The following is an 18,883-nucleotide window of genomic DNA, read 5'->3' as shown; positions in this document are numbered from 1 at the left end:
CGCCTCCTCGATGCGGGAGGATGCCGCCCGTGACGTTCGACCGGACCATTGCGCTGCGCCGTCTCGCCGACGAGCAGTTCGACGTGCTCGTCGTCGGTGGCGGCATCACCGGCGTCGGCTGCGCACTCGACGCGGCGGCCCGCGGGCTGCGCACCGCCCTCGTGGAGAAGGACGACTTCGCCTCGGGCACGTCGTCGCGGTCGTCGAAGTTCGTGCACGGCGGGCTGCGCTACCTGCAGCAGGGCGACGTCCGTCTGGTCTACGAGGCGTTGCGCGAACGCCGCCGGCTCATGCGCAACGCCCCGCACCTGGTGCAGGTGCTGCCGTTCCTGCTGCCGATGTTCGGCAAGGGCGGCATCGTGCCGGCCAAGGTCGCCCGGGTGCTCGGTACCTCGATGTGGATGTACGACGTCACCGGCGGCGCCCGCATCGGCAAGGTGCACAAGCGGCTGTCCGCCGCCGAGGCGCACGCCCACATGCCGACGCTGCGGCGCGGCCGGCTGGTCTCGGCGTACCTCTACTACGACGCGGCCGCTGACGACGCTCGGCTGACGCTGACGATCGCGCGCACCGCGGCGCTGGAGCACGGCGCCGTGCTCGCCAACGGCTGCCGGCTGGTCGCAGTGCGCAAGGACGCGGCCGGCCGGGTGTGCGGCGCGGTCGTCGAGGCCGACGGCGAGCGCATCGACGTGACCTGCCGCGCGATCGTCAATGCCGCCGGGGTCTGGGCCGACGAGGTGCGGACCCTCGACGAGGGGCACGATCCCGACACGATCCGGCAGGCCAAGGGGGTGCACGTGGTGCTGCCCCGACGGCTGCTCGGCAACGACATCGCGGTGATCCTGCCGGTACCCGGCGACCGGCGCTCGATCTTCGTCGCCCCGTGGGGCGACCACGCCTACATCGGCACCACCGACACCGACGACGACGGCCCGCCCGACACGCCCCGGACGACGAGCGAGGAGGTCGACTACCTGCTCGGGGCGGTCAACGCGTCCCTCGCCGAGCCGGTGTCATCGCAGGACGTCGTCGGCACGTGGGCCGGGCTTCGGCCGCTGGTGCGCGGCAGCACGGCCCGCACTGCGGACCTGTCACGGCGGCACCAGGTCGTGACCTCGCCGTCCGGGGTGGTCACGGTCATCGGCGGCAAGCTCACCACCTACCGGCAGATGGCGGAGGACACGATCGACGCGGTGCAGAGGTCGCTGGGAGTGCGCCGAGGACGATGCCCGACGGTGCGGCTGCGCCTGGTGGGCGCCGGCGGCCACGAGCCGTTCGCGCGGTCCGGGGACCCGGTGCGCACCCATCTCGCCGGTCGTTACGGCGGGGAGGCCGCGGCTGTGCTCGGGCTGACCTACGAAGACGCGACGCTCGCCGAGCCTCTGGTGCCGGGCCTGCCCTACCTGAAGGCGGAGGCCGTCTACGCCGTGCGCGCCGAGATGGCCCGCAGCGTCGATGACGTGCTGTCGCGGCGCACCCGCGCCCGGCTGCTCGACCGCGCCGCGGCAGTGGCCGCTGCCGACGCGGTGGCCGACCTCGTCGGGCCAATTCTCGGCTGGTCGGAGGACGAGAAGGCCAAGCAGGTCAAGGATTTCCGAGCGACGGTGGCCGCCGACCACGACCTGGTCCGCGCATGAGGGAGCTGCCGATCGGGCTCGCCGACCCGGCAGCCGCACCGGCCCGGCTGCCCGCCGGCGTCGACGTGCCCGACCCGGTCCTGCAGCGCTTGCGCGACGGCTGCGCGACCGTGCTTGTCGACGGCATCGACGAGGCCGGCCGCGACTGGTGGCCGCTGTCGCTGATCTGGGCCGCGCAGGGCAGGACGACCGCGCGACCGGCAGCGGTGGCCGTCCCCACGTCGGCCCAGGAGGTCGCGGCCGTCCTGCGCGTCTGCGACGACGCGCGCATCCCGGTCACGCCCGCGGCCGGCCGCAGCGGCGTGTGCGGCGCGGCGGTCCCGGCGTACGGCGGGGTGCTCCTCGACCTCCAGCAGCTCGCCGGCATCCGCGACGTCGACGACGCGTCACTGCTCGTCGACGTGCTGCCCGGCACCTACGGCGACGTGTTCGAGGACGAGCTGCGCAGCGAGCACCGGCTGACCGTCGGGCACTGGCCGCAGTCGGTGGCGATCTCGACAGTCGGCGGCTGGCTGGCGTGCCGCGGTGCGGGGCAGTACTCCACCCGCTACGGCAAGATCGAGGACATCGTGGCCGGCCTGGACGTCGTCCTGGCCGACGGGCGCCACATCACGACCGGTGACCAGCCCAGGCAGGCGGTCGGGCCGGACCTGACCCAGCTGTTCGTCGGCTCGGAGGGGACGCTCGGCGTCATCGTCGGGGCACGGCTGCGCGCCCACCCGCTGCCGACGGCGGAGCGCCGGGGCGCGTGGGGCTTCCCGTCGTTCATCGCAGCACTCGACGCGATGCGCCGGGTGCTGCGACGCGGCGCGACGCCGGCGGTCTTCCGGCTCTACGACGAGGTCGAGTCGAAGCGGTCGTTCGACGTCGAGACCAACGTGCTGCTCGCCCTCGACGAGGGCGACCCGAGGCTGGTCGACGCGGTGCTGCACGTCGTCGGCGAGGAGTGCGCGCAGGCGCAGCGGCTCGACGACGCGCTGGTCGACCGGTGGCTTACCCACCGCAACGACGTCTCCGCCCTCGAGGCCCTCATCAGCCGCGGTTACGTCGTCGACACCATGGAGGTCACCGGCCCCTGGTCGGCGCTGCCGGCGATCTACGAGCGGACGGTCGCCGCGATGCTCGCGGTCAAGGGCACGGCGGCGGCCTCGGCGCACCAGTCGCACTCCTACGTCGACGGCGGCTGCCTCTACTTCACGTTCGGGGCCATGGTCGAGCCCGACGCGCGCGAGGACTACTACCGTGCCGTGTGGGACGCCGGCACCCGCGCCGTCCTCGAAGCGGGCGGGTCGCTGTCGCACCACCACGGGGTCGGTCTCAACCGGTCCCGGTTCGTGGGCGAGGCGCTGGGCCCTGCCTACGACATGCTCGTCGCCGTCAAGCAGGCACTGGACCCGCACGGCATCCTCAACCCCGGCAAGCTCGGACTGCCCTCGCCGTTCGGCGAGGTGCCCTGGCCCTAGGAGCCTCCGCACATGAGCGTCCTCGTCGTCGACGTCGGCACCAGCGGGCTGCGTGCAGCCGTCGTCCGTCCCGACGCGACGATCGCCGTCGAGCACTACCGCGAGCTGCTGCCGGACTCGCCGGCACCAGGCATGGTCGAGTTCGACGCCGCCGCGATGGCCCGGGCGGTGCTCGACGTCGCGCACCGGGCTCTCGACGACGCCGGGCCGGTCGACGCCGTCGGCATCACCAACCAGCGCGCGTCGACGATCCTGTGGGACCGGGCTACCGGCGAGCCCGTCGGTCCCGGCATCGGCTGGCAGGACCTGCGCACGGTGTTCACCTGTCTCGAGCTGCGCGGCCAGGGCATCCTGCTGGCGCCCAACGAGTCGGCCACGAAGCTGGCCGCGCTGCTCGACGCGGCCGACCCGGGCCGGACCCGCGACCTCGCGTTCGGCACCGTCGACACGTGGGTCGCCTGGACGCTCTCCGGCGGCGCGGTGCACGCGACCGACCACACCAACGCCGGCGTCACCGGCCTGCGCACCCCGGACGGGACCGGCTGGAACGACAAGGTGCTCGCCGCGCTGAACATCCCCGTGTCGTACCTGCCAACCGTGCAGGACTCCGCGTCGGCGTACGGCGCAGCGCTCGCCCTGCCCGGCGCACCGCCGATCACCGCCCTCGTCGGCGACCAGCAGGGCTCGCTGGTGGGGCAGGGCTGCCTGCACCCGGGCCTGGCCAAGGCGACGTTCGGCACCGGCGCGATGCTCGACGTCTGCGTCGGCCCGGAGCGGCCGACCTTCGACCGCCGCGGGGGGCAGGGCTGCTTCCCGGTCGTGGCCTGGTCCCGGGACGGCCGGCTGACCTGGGGCACGGAGGCGGTGATGCTCGCCGCCGGCACCTGCGTCTCGTGGCTGCGCGACGACCTCGGCCTCATCGACACACCGGCGCAGTCGCACGACGTGGCCGCTCGCTGCGAGACCTCGGAAGGCGTCGTCTTCGTCCCGGCACTGCTCGGGCTCGGCGCACCGGCGTGGGACTACGGCGCCCGTGGCGCGCTGCTCGGGCTCAGCCGCGGGTCGGGCCGGCCGCAGGTCGTGCGGGCCGTGCTCGAGGGCATCGCGCTGCGGGGCGCCGAGCTGGCCGACGCGGCCGAGGCCGACGGCCAGATCGAGATCCGCAGCCTGCGCGTCGACGGCGGGATGTCGCAGAACCCGACGTTCGTGCGGGCGCTGGCCGACGCGACGCAGCGGCCGATAGAGCTCTCACCGGTGCGCGACGCGACGACGCTCGGGGCCGGGTTCCTGGCCGGGTTGTCGACCGGGGCCTGGAAGGACGAGGACGACATCGCCGCCGCCTGGAAGCCCCGCGCCGTGGTCGAGCCGGCAGGGAGCCTCGACCGTGACCAGTGGAAGGAAGCCGTACGCCGCGCCGGCGGTTGGCTGCCCGACCTGTCCGCCCTGGAGTTCTGACCGCTGCGCCACCCCGAACTTGTCCGCCGGTAAGGGGGTCACAAGGGCCCGCGCAGGCCCGCTACCGACGGACAAGTGGGCGCCGGGTGGACCGGTAGGGCTCAGGTGCCGACCAGGTTCGCCGGCAAGTGGGACGGGACGATCTTGTGCAGGGCGGCGAGGTCCTCGTCGGTCGGGATCCACTCGCCCGCGCGGCAGTTGTCACGCACCTGGTCCGGCTTCGTCGCGCCCGCGATGACGCTGCCGACGGTCGGCTGCGCGGCCAGCCCGCCGATCGCGACGTCGAGGATCGTCACGCCCCGGGCGGACGCGTAGTCGTCCAACGCCTCGATCGTGTCGAAGGTCTTGTCGTTGAAGGCCTCGGGCCGGTCGGCCAGGCGGGTCCCGGGTGGCGGGGTCTCACCGCGGTGGTACTTGCCGGTCAGCAAGCCGTTGGCCAGCGGGAAGAACGGCAGCATCCCGACGCCGAACCGTGCGCAGGCCGGGATCAGCTCGCGCTCGGCGTTGCGCTGCAGCAGGCTGTAGTGGTTCTGCGCGCTGACGAAGCGGGTCAGCCCACCGGCCTGCGCGGTCCAGTCGGCGTCGGCGACCTGCCAGGCGGTGAAGTTGGACGAGCCGACGTAGCGCACCTTGCCCTCGCGCACGAGGTCATCGAGGGCCGACAGCGTCTCCTCGATCGGCGTGATGCCGTCGGGACGGTGCAGCTGGTAGAGGTCGATGTAGTCGGTGCGCAGCCGCCGCAACGACGACTCGACGGCGCTGCGGATGTAGCGCCGGGACGCCCGCGCCTCCCGGTCCGGGCCGAGCCGCCCGCCCAGGTAGGACCCGAACTTCGTCGCCAGCACCACCTGGTCGCGGCGGCCCTCGAGCACCTCGCCGAGCAGCGTCTCGGACTCCCCGTAGGAGTCCGACGTGTCGAGCAGCGTCACGCCCTCCTCGAGCGCCGCGTCGACGACCGCGTGCGTCGCGTCGAGGCCGATGCGGCGGCCGAAGTTGTTGCAGCCGAGACCGACGACGGAGACGGTCAGGCCGGAGTCACCGAGCTGGCGGTAGCGCATACGCCGACCTTAGAGGCCCGACCGGCCGCCGCTGCCGTAGCGTGCGCCGGGTGACGGACCGGTTGGCGGGCAAGGTGGCGGTGGTCGTCGGCGCGGGCCAGACACCCGGTGCGACGATCGGCAACGGACGGGCGACCTCGATGCTGTTCGCCCGCGAGGGCGCGTCGGTGGTCTGCGTCGACCGGCACGGCGACAGTGCCGCGGAGACCGTGCGGATGGTGGCCGGCGAGGGCGGCACGGCGTACGCCGTCACCGCCGACATCACCCGCGAGGACGACTGCCGGCGGATCGCCGCCGAGTCGGTCGAGCGGTTCGGTCGCATCGACGTGCTGCACAACAACGTCGGCATCGGTGCGGGCGACAACAGCGCGGTGAAGCTCAGCGAGGACAACTGGCGGCGGATCGTCGACACCAACCTGACCGGCATGTGGCTGACCTGCAAGCACGTGCTGCCGGTGATGCGGGAGCAGCAGGTCGGCGCGGTCGTCAACGTCTCGTCGCTGGCCGCCATCGCGGCCACGCCGCTGTTCGCCTACAAGGTGACGAAGGCGGCGGTCAACGCGATGACCCAGCAGCTGGCGATCAGCAACGCGCGCCACGGCATCCGGGTCAACGCCATCATGCCGGGGCTCATGGACACCCCGATGGCCGTCGACGCGCCGGCCGCGGCGCTCGGCGTCGACCGGGAGGACTACGCCTCACGACGGGCCGCGATGGTGCCGCTCGGCCACCGGCAGGGCACCGCCTGGGACGTCGCCTACGCGGCCCTCTACCTGGCGAGCGACGAAGCCGGCTTCGTGACCGGCGCGCTGCTGCCGGTCGACGGGGGCCAGGGCGTCAACGTCGGGTAGCAGCGAGCCGCTCGCAGCCCAGGAAACGGACGAGGCTCCCCGGGAGCTGGTCCCGGAGAGCCTCGCGCGAGGGGTGGCCCGTCAGCTGGCCTGGGCCCGCTCGGCCGCCGACTTCGTGGTGTTCTTGGCGGCGGTCTTCGCCCGACCCTTGGCCTCGCGGCGCAGCTGGCCGATCGCCTTCTCGCCGCGGGTCGCGAGCTCGCCGTAGAGACCGGTCGCGATCGCCTGGACGACGGTGGCGCGGTTCTGGACCTGGCCCGGCAGCTTCTGGCCCTCGGCGAAGCGCTGCTGCACGGTCTTCTGGACCTGTGCGGCACCCTGCTGCACCTGAGCGGGCAGCTTCGCCAGCTCGACCGGGACCTTGGCCAGCTGCTTCTGCAGCTCGACCGGCAGGTCACGCAGCTTCGCGACGGCGAGGTCGCCGGCGCCGGCCAGGGCGTAGAACGGCTTGCGCTCGGCCGGGATGGTCTTCTTGGTGGCGGTTGCCATGTGGTGCTCCTTCACTGTGGTCTTTCGACAGGGGGGTCTGAGGTGGCCGCGGTCAGCCGGCCTGCGTGTCTGCGTGGGGCGATGTCGCGGGCGGCTCGGCCGCACGGGCGTCGTTCTCCTTGCGGAACGACTCGTAGATCTCGATCAGCACCTGCTTCTGCCGCTCGGTGATCTGCGGGTCGCTGAGGACGGCGACCGGCACGTCGCTGTCGACGAAGCGCTCCTCGAGGATGCCGGCCTGCACGTAGAGCGCCTCGGCGGAGATGCGCAACGCCTTGGCGATCTGCTGCAGAATCTCGGCGCTCGGCTTGCGGACGCCCCGCTCGATCTGCGACAGGTACGGGTTCGACACGCCGGCGAGCTTCGCCAGCTGGCGCAGCGAGATCTGAGCGTTGTTGCGCTGCTCGCGGATGTACTCCCCGAGGTCGCGCACGTTCAGAGTCGCCATACGGCAACCGTACGCCGAAGTGCTAGCAGTTGCAAGCGTGCAGCAAGCACCTGGGGCGTGACGTGTCTCACTCCGTCAGGAGCGCTCCCTGAGCAGCTGCGAGACATCGGCCTCGCCGTCGCGGTAACGGCGCGCGATCTCCGCCGTGCACGCGTCCATCACCTGCTGCACCCGCCGCCGCTGGTCGGAGACGTCCCGCTCCTCGCGCTCGAAGAGGCCGAGCGCGCGCTCGAGCTCCTCGACCGGGAGGGCCGCCACGTCGGAGAGCTCGACGTCGGCGACCAGCGCCTCCACGTAGCGGCGGTGGGCGTCGGCGCGCGAGGGTTCGAGTGCTGCGTGACGGCCCATGCCACGAGCCCCCCCACGGCCATCGTCGGCGAGGATCTTCGGCAGGTCCTCGACGAGGCTGCTGGTGGAGGTGCCGGCGCGGCGGGCGAGCTCCGCACGCAGGATGTCGACCCGGCCTTGCAGCAAACGGCGCAGGTAGGAGAGATCGACCTCTTCCTGCTCGGCGTCGGCGCGCATGGCGCGCACCTCCTCGAGCGTCCGGGCGGACAGCCCCTTGAGGTAGCCCGCGGACAGCACCCGGTCGATCCGGCGGTTGCCCGCCGGCTGCCCAGTCGTGTCGTCTGCCACGTCGCTCCCTCCGGTCCGCTGCCGCACAGCGTAGGCCCCAGGACGCTCAACACCCGACCGGTTGCTGCCGATGCCTCACCTACATCCACCGTGATACGTCCCGCCCGCGTCCGGGACGTGCGTGAGCCGGCGAGGAGGCCGTACGTGCGGAAGGGCGAGCTGACGACCGCACCCCTCCTGCCGGTGCTGCGGTCGCTCGCCGACGACGCCGTCACGGGCTGCCTGCACGTGGTCGACCCGGAGGACCGGGAGGCTCGCGTCTACCTGCGCTCGGGCTGCATCTACTCGGTGAACGTGCCCGGACGCTGGCGCCGGCTGGGCGCCCGCCTGGTCTCCTCCGGAGAGCTCGCGCCCGACGCGCTCGCCGAGGCCCTGGAGGTGCAGCGCACCGAGCTGCAGGGCTGGCGGCTGGGCGAGCTGCTGGTCTACCTGGGCTTCATCGACCAGGGCGTCATCGAACGGATCGTCGGCGAGCAGCTGCGCGACGCGGTCTGGGACCTGCTCGGCTGGCAGTCGGGCACCTGGCGCTTCCGCCAGGAGGAGGCGACGCGCGACGAGCTCGTACCGCCGACCTCGGTGGAGGAGCTGGTCGACTCGCTCCAGCAGCGGTCGACGACCTGGGGCGAGATCTGCACGGTGGTGCCCGGCCCGTGGGTCGTGCCCATGCTCGCCACCCGTGGCGGCGCGGCCGAGATGGCGCTCGACGCCGACGCCTGGTCGTTGCTGTGCAAGGTGGACGGCCGGCGGACGGTGGGCGAGCTCGCCTACGAGTGCGGGCACACGCTCTTCGAGGCCGGCCGGGTGCTGCTGCGGCTGATGGAAGCGGGCCTCGTCGAGTTCTCCGACGGCCGGCCCCGCGAGGAGGACACCGACTTCGGTACGTCGCTGGCCCGGGTCTCCCAGGCGCTGGCCAACGTGCTGGGCCCGGCACCCGACGCCTCACCCGACCCCTACGCCGTACCGGCGGAGCTGCGCCGCCAACCGGCGGCAGCGGCGACCGTCTCCGACGACGAGGACCGGCGCCGCCAACAGCAGATCCGTGCGGCTGCGGCAGCCGAGCTCGCGGCCGCCCATGCGATGGCCGAGGCGATGCACCACCAGGCGCTGGAGGAAGTGGCCGCCCACCGGGTGGACACGGAACCCCTGGCGCCGGTGATCTCGCTCGTGCCCGGCCAGGCAGCCGGCGCCGAGGAGCCGACCGACGTCGCAGCCGACCGGATTCCCGAGCCGTTCGACGACGAGGCTCCGGCAGAGCCGGCGGGTGCCGCTCTGGACGAGGTGGCCGAGGAGACGTCCCGCGCCGCCACCGGCGATGTCACCGACGACGTCGCGCGGGAGTCCGGCCAGGAGGCCACGGACGAGCCGCCGACGTTCGATTCCTTCGAGGTCGAGGACTCGTGGGCGACCGAGCTGGTCGAGCCCGTGGACCCGGTCGAGCCCGTGGACACGGTCGAAGACGTGGACACGGTCGAAGACGTGGACCTGGTCGAGCCCGTGGACACGGCCGACGATGCTGACTGGGGCGAAGATGTGGACCCGGTCGAGTCCGTGGACACGGTCGAAGACATGGACCCGGACGCGTCCTTGGCGGCCGTCCAGGACTTCTTCGACGACACCGCCCTCGAGGACGACCCGTCGAACGACAGCGCCGCCGAGAACGACGACGACGGCGCCGTCTTCGACCTCGCTGCGTTCCAGGAGGCCGCGGTCGAGGACATGACCGTGGCCGAGTTCGCGGACACGTACTTCACGGTCGGGACGCCGGCGCCCGCGCCGAATCCTTCGGCACTCGCGGAGTTCGCCGCCCTCGCCGCCCTCGACGAACCGCTCGTGGCGGCACAGTCCGAGGAGCACAGCGAGCCGGAGACCGCGGCCGAGCTCGTCCTCGACGAGCCGCAGCTGTCACCCGACGACCTGCGCCAACGGGCCGAGCAGCAGAGCGCCGCCGCGGCACTGCTGTCGGAGCTGGCCGCCCGCGAACCCGTGGACGAGCCGACCCCGGCTCCCGAGCACGACGCGCACGACGCGCACGACGAGTTCGAGCCGTCCGCCGCCCGGACCGTCGAGCCGCCGCCGGCGCGCCCGGCGGTCGACCGCGAGCACACCGACACGGCTGCCCTGCTGCGGGAGCTCTCGTCGCTCGGCATCGACGATGAGCCCGCGCCCGCACCGACTCCGGCACGGGTCGCGCCGCAGCAGCGGACCGCCACCACCGCCGATCGCAAGACGAAGAAGCGCGGCTTCTTCGGGCTGTGACCGGAACGCCGCGACGTGCGGTGGTTTCGCGGAAACGCGTAATAACGGGCGGTCCACCCCCGATAGTCGGTGTGTGCATCCGCTCCACCGTGTCGCCGGCGCGCTGCTGTCCGGACTCCTGGCCGCGCCCCTCACGCTGAGCGCGCTGCCCGCGCACGCCGACCCCGGCCCCGACGTCGATGTGACGATCGCCCTGACGCCGAGCAACCCGGCCGGGCTCGACGCCCTCGCCACCCACGGCCCCCACGCGCTGGCCGAAAGGATCGCCGCCCTGCAACACGTCGCCCCGTCGAGCGCGGCCCGCGACCGTGTCACCCGGTGGCTGCGCGCGCACGGCCTGGCCGTGACCAGCTCCAGCCCGTGGACGGTCACCGCGTCGGGCGGCGCCGAGCAGGCGGCCGCGGTGTTCCCGCACGGGCAGCTCCCCGCAGCGCTCGTCGCGGACGCGCGCGCGGTGATCGGCCTCCAGCAGCGGCCACTGTTCCGGCACCGCGCGACGGCCGACGGGCCGCTCGGGCCGCGCCTGTCGAGCACGCTCGCGCCGACCCAGATCAACGCGGCCTACGGCTCGTTCGCCCCGGCGGCGGCGGGCACCGGCGCGACCGTCGCCAGCGTGCAGTTCAGCGGCTGGCCGCAGCTCGCCGGTACGGCGAACGGCGGCGACCTGGTCAACTACGCCAACGCCAACGGGCTGCCGGTGCCGACCTTGACCGCGATCTCCGTCAACGGCGCCTCGGTCACCCGACCGGCTGCTGCCGGCGACGACTTCGAGGTCGCCCTCGACCAGGAGGCCATCACCTCGGCGGCCCCCGGAGCGGCGCAGCGCGTCTACGTGAGCACGAACGACGCCACGGGCGGGGTGCTCGTCTGGAAGCGGATCGCCGACGACGTGCAGGCCGGAGTGCCGATCAGCGTCGTGACGACGTCGTGGGGCGACTGCGAGCAGGACCTCGGGCGCACGCAGATCCTCGCCATGAACGACCAGATCGCCCGGCTCGCCGCGCTCGGCGTGACGGTGTTCGCCGCCTCCGGCGACGCGTCGGTCTGGGACTGCCCGGCCGGCACGCCGTACGCGGACGCCGTGTCCGTGGACTTCCCGGCATCCTCGCCGTACGTAGTCGGCGTCGGCGGCACCACGCTGCGCCAGTCGAGCACGGGCTGGGCGGAGACGGCGTGGGGGCCGAGCCTGCTCAGCGCGACGCCGGTCGCCGGCAGTGGCGGCGGCGTGTCGGCCCTGTTCACGAGGCCCGCCTGGCAGCGCGGCGTGCCCGGCCTGCCGGACCGGCGGCTCGTGCCGGACATCTCCGCCGTCGCCGACCCGCAGAACGGCTTCGCGGTCTACTGGTCGGGCGGCGGCCCGGGCAGCGAGCTGTGGTGGGCGGCCGGCGGGACCAGCCTGGGTGCACCGCTGCAGGCGGGCATGTTCGCCGGTGCGCTCGCCGCGCGCGGCGTGACGACGGGGATCGGTGACGTGCACCCGGCGCTCTACGCGCACCCGGAGGCCTTCCGTGACGTGGTCACCGGGAGCAACGGGCTGTTCCCGGCGGGTCTCGGCTACGACCTGGTGACCGGGCTCGGCAGCCCGCAGTGGGACACACTGACCGGCGATCTCCTGCAGCCGGCGATCGTCGCGCCGTCCGGCACCCGCGCGAGCACGGTCAGCGTGGCGCTCGGTGTGCCGACGACGGTCGGCGGCACGGGCTATGCGGTCGGTCAGGGAGTGACCGACTGCACGTCCGCGGCCGCGGGTTCGCCTCCGCAGACGGCATCGACGACCGTGTCGCCGGGCGGGCAGCCGATCGGCTTCGCGCTGCGCACGTCCGGCGGTTGCGACGTGACGACGGCGCCGGTCGTGCTCGACACCACCACGCCCGTCGGCACGGCAACGCTCAGCAGGTACGCCGACGGCCTGCTGACCGCCGGTTGGAGCGCGACCGACGGCGGCACGCCGTCGGGGCTCGGTTACACGATCGTGCTGCTGCGCAACGGCTCGCCGTGGTTGACGACCTACGCGAGCGACAGCCGCTCGCTGCTGGTGGGCGTGCCGCCGAGCGGTATCTACCAGCTGCAGGTGCAGGCGGCCGACGGCGCCGGCAACACCGACGTGTGGCGCACCAGCGAGGCGGTCGGCCCGCGCGGCACCTGTCCGGTGCTGCTCGACGGGCAACCTCGGTGCTGGGCGCGCTGACCGCCGGTCAGCGCCAGGTGAAGCGGGGCTGGCCGAGGTGCGCGACCCGCGTCGCCCGCCCGCACAGGCAGACCTCGGCGAACTGGTAGAGGACCGCCGCCGTCGGCGCGTGGATGAAGCGGTTCTGCAGGCGTAGCCGCATGACCGGGTCGGGGTTGCCCGGCTCGTCGACGATGATCGGGTTCTCCGGCCGGGTGATGTGGTCGAGCGGCACGTAGTGGACCGACGCCACCTCGTCGGGGTTGGGCACCGGGTGCCCAGCGCCCGCTCCCCAGACGACGACCGGCGTCATGACGTAGCCGGACCGAGTCACGTAGTCGTCGAGCAGGCCGAGCACGCAGTCGACCGGCAGCGCGATGCCGAGCTCCTCGTGCAGCTCCCGCAGCGCCGCCTGCACCGCTGTCTCGCCCTCGTCGAGCCGCCCGCCGGGCAGCGCCCACTGGCCGGAGTGGCGGCGCAGCCTGGTCGAGCGGTGCGTCAGCAGGAACGCCGCCCGTCCGGTGCGGGCGCGCACCACGGTGATCGCGACGGCCGCCTGCTTGAGGTCGCCGGCATCGGACGCGGGGCGTCGCTCGAAGCCCTGCAGCGCCCGCGCCACCTGCGCACGCAGCTCGTCGTCGAGGGCCCACACCGGGCCCATCCTGCATGATGCTCGCGTGGATCTGCTTGCCTCCGGCCGCGCCGCCGACGTCTACGACCTCGGTGACGGGACGGTGCTGCGCCGCTACCGCGACGACTTCCTCGCCCGATGGCAAGGCACACCGGACTGCGCCCGCGAGGCGGAGGCGATGCTGTGGGCGGCCCGGCACGGAGTGGCGGTGCCGCACGTGGTGCACGCCGAAGGCGGCGACATCGTCATGGAGAAGGTCTCGGGGCCCACACTGCTCGACGACGTCGCCCGTCGCCCGTGGCGCGTGCGGGCGGGCGGGCGGCTGCTCGCTCAGCTGCACCGCCAGCTCGACGCGGTGCCGGTGCCGGAGGGAGCGCCGTTGCCCGCGCCGTACGGCATCGGCACCGGCCTGCTGCACCGCGACCTGCATCCGGGCAACGTGATCCTCAGCGACCGGGGGCCGGTGCTCATCGACTGGAGCGGCCTGGCAAAGGGGCCGAGAGACGCTGACGTCGCGGAGTCCTGGGTGATCCTCGCCTGCTTCTCCCCGCCGCCGGCGCAGCTGGCGCAGCGCCTGGTGACGGCGGCGGGACGGTCGCTGTTCCTCAACGCGTTCCTGGGCGCGGTCGACCGGCAAGGTGCGGCGCGCTGGCTGGGGCCGGTGGCGGCGCTGCGCGAGGGCGACGTGAACGCCTCGGCACGGGAGCGGGCAGCGATGCGGGCGCTCGTGGCGCAGGCCGCCGGCTGAGCGCCGGTCAGACGTCGACGACGCGCTCCACCTTGGCCGGGACGCCGCCGGCGATCAGCTCCGCGTCGTCGGGGGTGTTGCGCTTCACGACCGCGAGCGCCACCGGACCCAGCTCGTAATGGCGTACGGCGGTGCCGACGTAACCGACCTGGCGATCGTCCGACGACACCGGGTCGCCGGTCGCGGGCAGGGTCGAGTCACTGCCGTCGAGGTGGAGGAAGACCAGACGCCGGGGCGGGCGGCCGAGGTTGTGCACCCGGGCGACGGTCTCCTGCCCGCGGTAGCAGCCCTTGTCGAGGTGGACGGCGGTGCCGATCCAGCCGAGCTCGTGCGGGATCGTGCGGTGGTCGGTCTCCTTGCCGAGCCGGGGCCGATGCGCGGCGACGCGCAACGCCTCGAACGCGTCCATGCCGGCGACCGGCAGACCGAGGTCTTCCTGGAACCGGCGCATCTCTGCGCGTGGCACCAGAACGTCGCTGCCCCACGGCAGGTGGCGAGCTCCCTCGATCGCGGGCGACTCGGGCCCACCGACGGTGAGCAGCGCCCATGCGTCGGTCACGTCCGCCGGCTCGACCCGCAGCATGAACACCATCGACTTCAGGTAGCCGAGCAGTGACTCGGCCGTGCCTGGCTCGACGTCGAGCCAGGTGGACGTGCCGTCGTCGTACGCCGTGAAGTGGTGCTCCACGTGGCCGTGCGGGTCGAGGACGAGCCCCTGCACCGGCTCGTGCGGCGGCAGGTGGCTGAGGTGCTGGCTGGTCAGCGAGTGCAACCAGGACAACCGGTCGGGGCCGCTGACCCGCAGGATGCCCCGGTTGCTGCGATCGACGAGTGCCGCATGCTCGGCGAGCTGACGCTGCTCGCGGTAGGGGTCGCCGTAGTGCGCGGCGACACCGCGGTCAGGCGGGTCCGCCTCGACCGCGCCGGCTAGCTCGAGCAGCGGGCTGATCACGCCACCAGGCTACGTCGGACCGGCAGGTCCTCGATCCGACAGTTACCCCGACGGTGCGGGGGTGCCGGGGCGAGTCGGCACCCCCACAGCGTCGAGGTTGCGGTGAGGCGGGCAGTCCGTGATCAGCCGTGCGAGCCGGGCGCGTGGCCGGAACCGAGCCCCGACGGAGCACCGGACGTGTCGGTCTCCGGCGCCTCGGAGGTCTCGTTCTCCTGGGGCTCGGGGGCGCCGTCCCCGGCCTGGGACTGGTTGGTCGCGCCGTGGTCGGTGGCGTTGGCGTCAGGGCCGTGGCTCTGTGCCGGCGTCGGCTTGCCGTCCTGGCTGTGCGCCGCGTCAGAGACCGTCTTTCCGTGGCCCGGGCCAGGGGAGGCGCTACGGGCGACACCGGAGACGTAGGCACCGTGGTTGTCGGGCTGGTTGCCGTTGTCCTTGTTGCCGTTGTCGGTGCCCTGGTTGTCGTTGCCGTTGCCTTGGTGGTGCGGGTTGTTGCTGTTCTGCCAGCCGTGGTGGTTGCCCTGGGCATGGCTCGGGAAGTCGAGCCCGACGTGGCTGGCTGCGCCCGAGATCGCATTCTGGGCGGGTACCGGGAGAGTGTCGGCGGCAGCGGCCGCGGCGACACCTCCGCCGAGGACCAACGTGCCGGCGCCGAGCATGGCGAGAGTCTTTGCGGCCAGGGCCTTACCGAGCATGCGCTTCCTACGCGGGGGGGCGGCCACCCCGCCGGCGCGGAAGGCGGCGAGCGCCGCCTCCTGACCGGCAACGGGACCGAGGTCGGTCGGGTAGGTCGATGCGGCGGCGAGCAGCATGGCCAGCTCCGGCGCCTCCTCGGCGGCCGTCGCGGGCGAGGCCAGAAGGCGCTCGATCATCTCGTCGTCCATCACACCCGTCCAACCGTCGGGTGGTTGCGCTGCGTTACAACGTGGCCCGACCCGGCGGGATCTTGCACGAGCACGGCGAGACGCTTCAGCCCCCGGTGGGACAGCACGCGGACGTGGCCGGGACGCTTGCCCATGATCGCGGCGACGCGGTCGACGTCGAGCCCGCCGACGACCCGCAGCAGCACGGCCTCGGCCTGGTCCGGCGGAAGCGTGGCGATCAGCTGAAGCGCTGCTTCCGTGGACATCGCCTCCTCCACGGCGTCGGCCACGACCTCGCTCGACGGGATCTCGGCGAGGGCCTCGCCCCCGTCGTACACCTCCGGCGGACGGCGCGCAGCGGCGCGGCGCGCATCGAGCCAGCGGTGCCGGGCGATCGTGAACACCCAGGCGCGGAAACCGTCCTCGTCGCCCTCGAACCGCGCGAGGTCGTGTACGACGCGTAACCAGGTTTCCGCCGCGACGTCCTCGGCGAGCGGGCCGGCGAGCGCGCCGAGGTAACGCAGCAACGCCGGTTGCACCGAGCGGAACAGCTCGACGAAGCCCCACTCGGAGCCGTCGCGAGCAGCGTCGAGCGCGCGCGCGAACTCCTCGCCCAGAGTGGTCACTCGTTCATCATCGGCCGACATCGCGGCCAGGTTCACCGATCGCGCAAGGTGGCCACCGCAGCCTCGGCGCGCTCGACCGTGAGCGAGCCCAGCGCTTCGACGTCGACGTCGGACTGGTCACCCATGACGCCCGCCTTGAAGCGGGCGTATACCCCCTCCATGATGCAGGCCATCCGCCACTGCGCGAACGCGACGTAGTAGGGCATGTCCGAGAGGTCGCGGCCGGTGTCGGCGGCGTAGCGGTCGAGCATCTCGGCCCGCGAGACGAAACCTGAGGGATACGGCGCCACCAGACCAGCCGCGTCGTCGGTCGAGGTCGCCCAGTAGGCGAGCATCCAGCCGACGTCGGCCAGCACGTCACCGAGCGTGCACAGCTCCCAGTCGAGGACGGCCTTCACCCGGCCGTCGGCAGCCCCGACGAGCACGTTGCCGAGCCGGTAGTCGCCGTGCACGATCCCGGTGTAGCGCTGCGGGGGCGCCTGCGCCGACAGCCGCTCGAAGGCCTCGTCGACCGCGGGGATGGAGCGGCTCTCGACGCTCTTGTACTGCTTCGACCAGCGCCGCAGCTGGCGGCCGAGGTAGTCCTCGCGCTTGGCCAGGTCGCCGAGGCCGACCTCGTCGACGTCGACGGCGTGCAGCGCGGCGGCCACCCGGGCCAGGTCGAGGCCCGCCTCACGGCGCGCGGGTTCGTCGAGTTTCTCGGCGGCGATCGGCCCGTCGACGACGACACCCTCGACGAAGTCCATGAGATAGAAGTCGGCGTCGTTGACCGACTCGTCGGTGCACAGCCCCAGTGGCGCGGGGACGGGGACGGGCGTCGGGTGCAGCGCCGAGATGAGCCGGAACTCCCGCCCCATGTCGTGCGCGGTCGCCAGCACGTTGCCGGTCGGCGGGCGGCGCAAGACGAGATTGCGACCCGCGGCGTCGGTCAGCTGAAAGGTGAGGTTCGATCGGCCGCCGGCGATCAGGCGCGCGGTGATCGGCCCCTTGACGCCGGGGACGTGGTCGACGAGCCAGGGCGTGACCCGGTCGAGGTCGAGGCCACGGAGCTGTTCGGTCATGGGGTCGATCTCACCATGACGCCCTCGACGTCAGTCGACGAGCCGTAGCCTGCTGGTCCAGGTGTCCGCGCGCATCTGTTCCGGGACGCGCAGGGCGGCCGCCTGGAGTCGCAGCGTGAACACGCTGCCGCCGACCGGGTTGGGGTGCACGTCGACCGTGCCGTTCATGGCGCCGACGAGCTGGCGGGTGATGTAGAGGCCGAGGCCGGTACCGGTCTGGGTCTGCGCCCCCGGCAACCTCTCGAAGCGCTGGAAGATGCGCTCGGTGGCGTCCTGGGGGATGCCGGTGCCGCGGTCCGTGACGACGATCGACACCTCGGTGCCGACCCAGTCGACCTGCACCTCGACCGGCTGGTCCTCGGGTGAGTACTTCACCGCGTTGAACAGGAGGTTGGCCACCGAGCGCTCGACCCACACGTGCTGGCCCAGCGCGAGGGTCGGCGCGTCGATCCCGGCGGCCCGGATGAGGCGGCTCGGGAAGAGCGCGGTCACGTCCTCGACGACCTTGCGGACGACGTGGGAGACGTCGACGGTTTCGTCGACGCCGCGCATCCCGGCCTCGATCCGCGAGGCCTCGAGGATGTTGAGCACCAGCTGCTCGAGCCGGTGCGCCTGGCGCGAGATCGCCTGCAGCCCGTCGGCCTGTTGCTCCGCGGTCATCCGCTCGCGGCGGGTGATCAGTGTGTTGGTCCAGCCCTTGATCGACGACAACGGCGTCCGCAGCTCGTGCGAGACCACCGCGACGAAGTCGTCCTTGAGCCGCTCCAGGTCGCGCAGCTGGGTGACGTTGCGGGCGACGATGATGCAGGTCCCCGGGCGCCCGTCGGACGTCGGCACCGCCGTGTAGGAGCAGGACAGCCACACCGTCTCACCGGCAGCCGTGATGACCTGCATCTCGGTCGGCAGCGCGCTGTCGCGGCTGGCCCAATGCTCGAGGTAGAGGTCGTTGCCGGCCGCGTCACGAGGGCGCAGCTGGCCGAAGTGGGCGGTGCCGACCATGTCGCCGGCCGGGTAGCCGGTGATCGCCGCCATGCCGGTGTTCCAGCTGTCGATGGTCCCGTCGGCCGCCAGCGTCAGGATCCCGTCGGAGGTGGACCCGATGATGTCGGCGAGCTTGCGACGCTCGTCGCGCAACGACTCGACCAGTGCCGTCCGGTCGAGGAAGCCCACCACCTCGGCTGCGATCGCGGACGCGACCGCGAGCTCGCCGTCCTCGAACGCGACCATGCCGGTGCGGTCGTAGAGGCACAGCTGGCCGACCAGACGCCCCTCGCTGTGCAGCGGCAGCACGATCGCGTCCTGCCGGCCGGCGGTCTGGAGCGCCTCCCGCAGCAGCTCGTCACCGTGCTGAGGGCCGACGCGGGTAGGTACGGCGACGTCGTGCAGCAGTGCGAGGAACTCGTCCGGGGCCTCGTCGAGGTGCTGGTAACCCTCGCGGGTCAGCCGGTGCAGCTCGTAGTGCCCGAGGTCGCGGAAGAGCGCGAGGTCCGCAGCCCGCACCTCGAACGCCGTCCGCACCGTGCGCAACAGCTCGGGGTACGCCGCCGC

General features: G+C 73.0%; 17 protein-coding genes. 7 read left to right on the top strand and 10 right to left on the bottom strand.

The window, feature by feature from the left end:
- The first annotated feature begins 29 nt into the window (after positions 1-29).
- Genes VFJ21_14010 through VFJ21_14000 form a run of 3 tightly spaced genes read left to right on the top strand, consistent with a single transcriptional unit; the run spans position 30 to position 4,555 of the window.
- The gene (locus VFJ21_14010; protein HET7408235.1) at positions 30-1,637 is read left to right on the top strand and encodes a glycerol-3-phosphate dehydrogenase/oxidase; all 1,608 of its coding nucleotides are present in this window, start codon (positions 30-32) and stop codon (positions 1,635-1,637) included.
- A complete protein-coding gene (locus VFJ21_14005) occupies positions 1,634-3,100 on the top strand; it encodes an FAD-binding oxidoreductase (GenBank protein ID HET7408234.1) in 1,467 nt (488 codons plus the stop codon). Before VFJ21_14010 ends, VFJ21_14005 begins: the two co-directional genes overlap by 4 nt.
- Positions 3,101-3,112: 12 nt before the next feature.
- Positions 3,113-4,555 (top strand): FGGY family carbohydrate kinase, encoded by a 1,443-nt coding sequence (locus VFJ21_14000; protein HET7408233.1) that lies wholly within the window; start codon positions 3,113-3,115, stop codon positions 4,553-4,555.
- A gap of 101 nt (positions 4,556-4,656) precedes the next feature.
- Here VFJ21_14000 and VFJ21_13995 read toward each other — a convergent pair whose 3' ends face one another.
- A complete protein-coding gene (locus VFJ21_13995; GenBank protein ID HET7408232.1) occupies positions 4,657-5,613 on the bottom strand; it encodes an aldo/keto reductase in 957 nt (318 codons plus the stop codon).
- 50 nt (positions 5,614-5,663) lie between these two features.
- On the opposite strand from VFJ21_13995, the gene VFJ21_13990 reads away from it, so the two are divergent.
- Complete coding sequence (locus tag VFJ21_13990) at positions 5,664-6,464, top strand: SDR family NAD(P)-dependent oxidoreductase (GenBank protein HET7408231.1); 801 nt, start codon at positions 5,664-5,666, stop codon at positions 6,462-6,464.
- 81 nt (positions 6,465-6,545) lie between these two features.
- Here VFJ21_13990 and VFJ21_13985 read toward each other — a convergent pair whose 3' ends face one another.
- From VFJ21_13985 to VFJ21_13975, 3 genes are all read right to left on the bottom strand, one after another.
- On the bottom strand, positions 6,546-6,953 hold the full coding sequence (locus tag VFJ21_13985; GenBank protein ID HET7408230.1) for a hypothetical protein: 408 nt from the start codon (positions 6,951-6,953) through the stop codon (positions 6,546-6,548).
- A gap of 52 nt (positions 6,954-7,005) precedes the next feature.
- On the bottom strand, positions 7,006-7,401 hold the full coding sequence (locus VFJ21_13980) for a helix-turn-helix transcriptional regulator (protein ID HET7408229.1): 396 nt from the start codon (positions 7,399-7,401) through the stop codon (positions 7,006-7,008).
- Positions 7,402-7,476: 75 nt separating this feature from the next.
- Positions 7,477-8,037 carry an aerial mycelium formation protein gene (locus VFJ21_13975; protein HET7408228.1) on the bottom strand — a complete coding sequence of 187 codons (561 nt, stop codon included), beginning with the start codon at positions 8,035-8,037 and terminating at the stop codon, positions 7,477-7,479.
- Positions 8,038-8,181: 144 nt separating this feature from the next.
- Here VFJ21_13975 and VFJ21_13970 point away from each other — a divergent pair, with 144 nt between their 5' ends.
- The gene (locus VFJ21_13970) at positions 8,182-10,293 is read left to right on the top strand and encodes a DUF4388 domain-containing protein (protein HET7408227.1); all 2,112 of its coding nucleotides are present in this window, start codon (positions 8,182-8,184) and stop codon (positions 10,291-10,293) included.
- A gap of 73 nt (positions 10,294-10,366) precedes the next feature.
- Positions 10,367-12,481, top strand: coding sequence for a S53 family peptidase (locus VFJ21_13965; GenBank protein HET7408226.1), 2,115 nt, complete (start codon positions 10,367-10,369; stop codon positions 12,479-12,481).
- Positions 12,482-12,488: 7 nt separating this feature from the next.
- On the opposite strand, the gene VFJ21_13960 is transcribed toward VFJ21_13965, so the two are convergent.
- Positions 12,489-13,121 (bottom strand): CoA pyrophosphatase, encoded by a 633-nt coding sequence (locus VFJ21_13960; GenBank protein ID HET7408225.1) that lies wholly within the window; start codon positions 13,119-13,121, stop codon positions 12,489-12,491.
- A 16-nt stretch (positions 13,122-13,137) separates the two neighbouring features.
- Here VFJ21_13960 and VFJ21_13955 point away from each other — a divergent pair, with 16 nt between their 5' ends.
- Entirely contained in the window at positions 13,138-13,839 is a 702-nt protein-coding gene (locus VFJ21_13955) for a phosphotransferase (GenBank protein HET7408224.1), read from the top strand.
- A gap of 7 nt (positions 13,840-13,846) precedes the next feature.
- Here VFJ21_13955 and VFJ21_13950 read toward each other — a convergent pair whose 3' ends face one another.
- The 5 genes from VFJ21_13950 to VFJ21_13930 all read right to left on the bottom strand — a co-directional run.
- Entirely contained in the window at positions 13,847-14,791 is a 945-nt protein-coding gene (locus VFJ21_13950) for a folate-binding protein (GenBank protein HET7408223.1), read from the bottom strand.
- Between the two features lie 122 nt (positions 14,792-14,913).
- Entirely contained in the window at positions 14,914-15,657 is a 744-nt protein-coding gene (locus VFJ21_13945; protein HET7408222.1) for a hypothetical protein, read from the bottom strand.
- 11 nt (positions 15,658-15,668) lie between these two features.
- Positions 15,669-16,274 (bottom strand): RNA polymerase sigma factor, encoded by a 606-nt coding sequence (locus tag VFJ21_13940; protein HET7408221.1) that lies wholly within the window; start codon positions 16,272-16,274, stop codon positions 15,669-15,671.
- A 32-nt stretch (positions 16,275-16,306) separates the two neighbouring features.
- A complete protein-coding gene (locus VFJ21_13935) occupies positions 16,307-17,335 on the bottom strand; it encodes a phosphotransferase family protein (GenBank protein ID HET7408220.1) in 1,029 nt (342 codons plus the stop codon).
- 30 nt (positions 17,336-17,365) lie between these two features.
- A partial coding sequence (locus tag VFJ21_13930; protein HET7408219.1) for an ATP-binding protein occupies positions 17,366-18,883 on the bottom strand: 1,518 nt, incomplete at its 5' end.

It is taken from the genome of Mycobacteriales bacterium (assembly GCA_035690485.1).
GTDB lineage: Bacteria > Actinomycetota > Actinomycetes > JAFAQI01 > DASSKL01 > DASSKL01.
This window is presented reverse-complemented; position numbering and strand designations above follow the sequence as displayed.

Coding starts and splice junctions, on each gene's coding strand:
- VFJ21_14005 (HET7408234.1), top strand. CDS start 1,634: ATGAGGGAGCTGCCGATCGGGCTCGCCGACCCGGCAGCCGCACCGGCC.
- VFJ21_14000 (HET7408233.1), top strand. CDS start 3,113: ATGAGCGTCCTCGTCGTCGACGTCGGCACCAGCGGGCTGCGTGCAGCC.
- VFJ21_13995 (HET7408232.1), bottom strand. CDS start 5,613: ATGCGCTACCGCCAGCTCGGTGACTCCGGCCTGACCGTCTCCGTCGTC.
- VFJ21_13985 (HET7408230.1), bottom strand. CDS start 6,953: ATGGCAACCGCCACCAAGAAGACCATCCCGGCCGAGCGCAAGCCGTTC.
- VFJ21_13980 (HET7408229.1), bottom strand. CDS start 7,401: ATGGCGACTCTGAACGTGCGCGACCTCGGGGAGTACATCCGCGAGCAG.
- VFJ21_13960 (HET7408225.1), bottom strand. CDS start 13,121: ATGGGCCCGGTGTGGGCCCTCGACGACGAGCTGCGTGCGCAGGTGGCG.
- VFJ21_13945 (HET7408222.1), bottom strand. CDS start 15,657: ATGATCGAGCGCCTTCTGGCCTCGCCCGCGACGGCCGCCGAGGAGGCG.
- VFJ21_13935 (HET7408220.1), bottom strand. CDS start 17,335: ATGACCGAACAGCTCCGTGGCCTCGACCTCGACCGGGTCACGCCCTGG.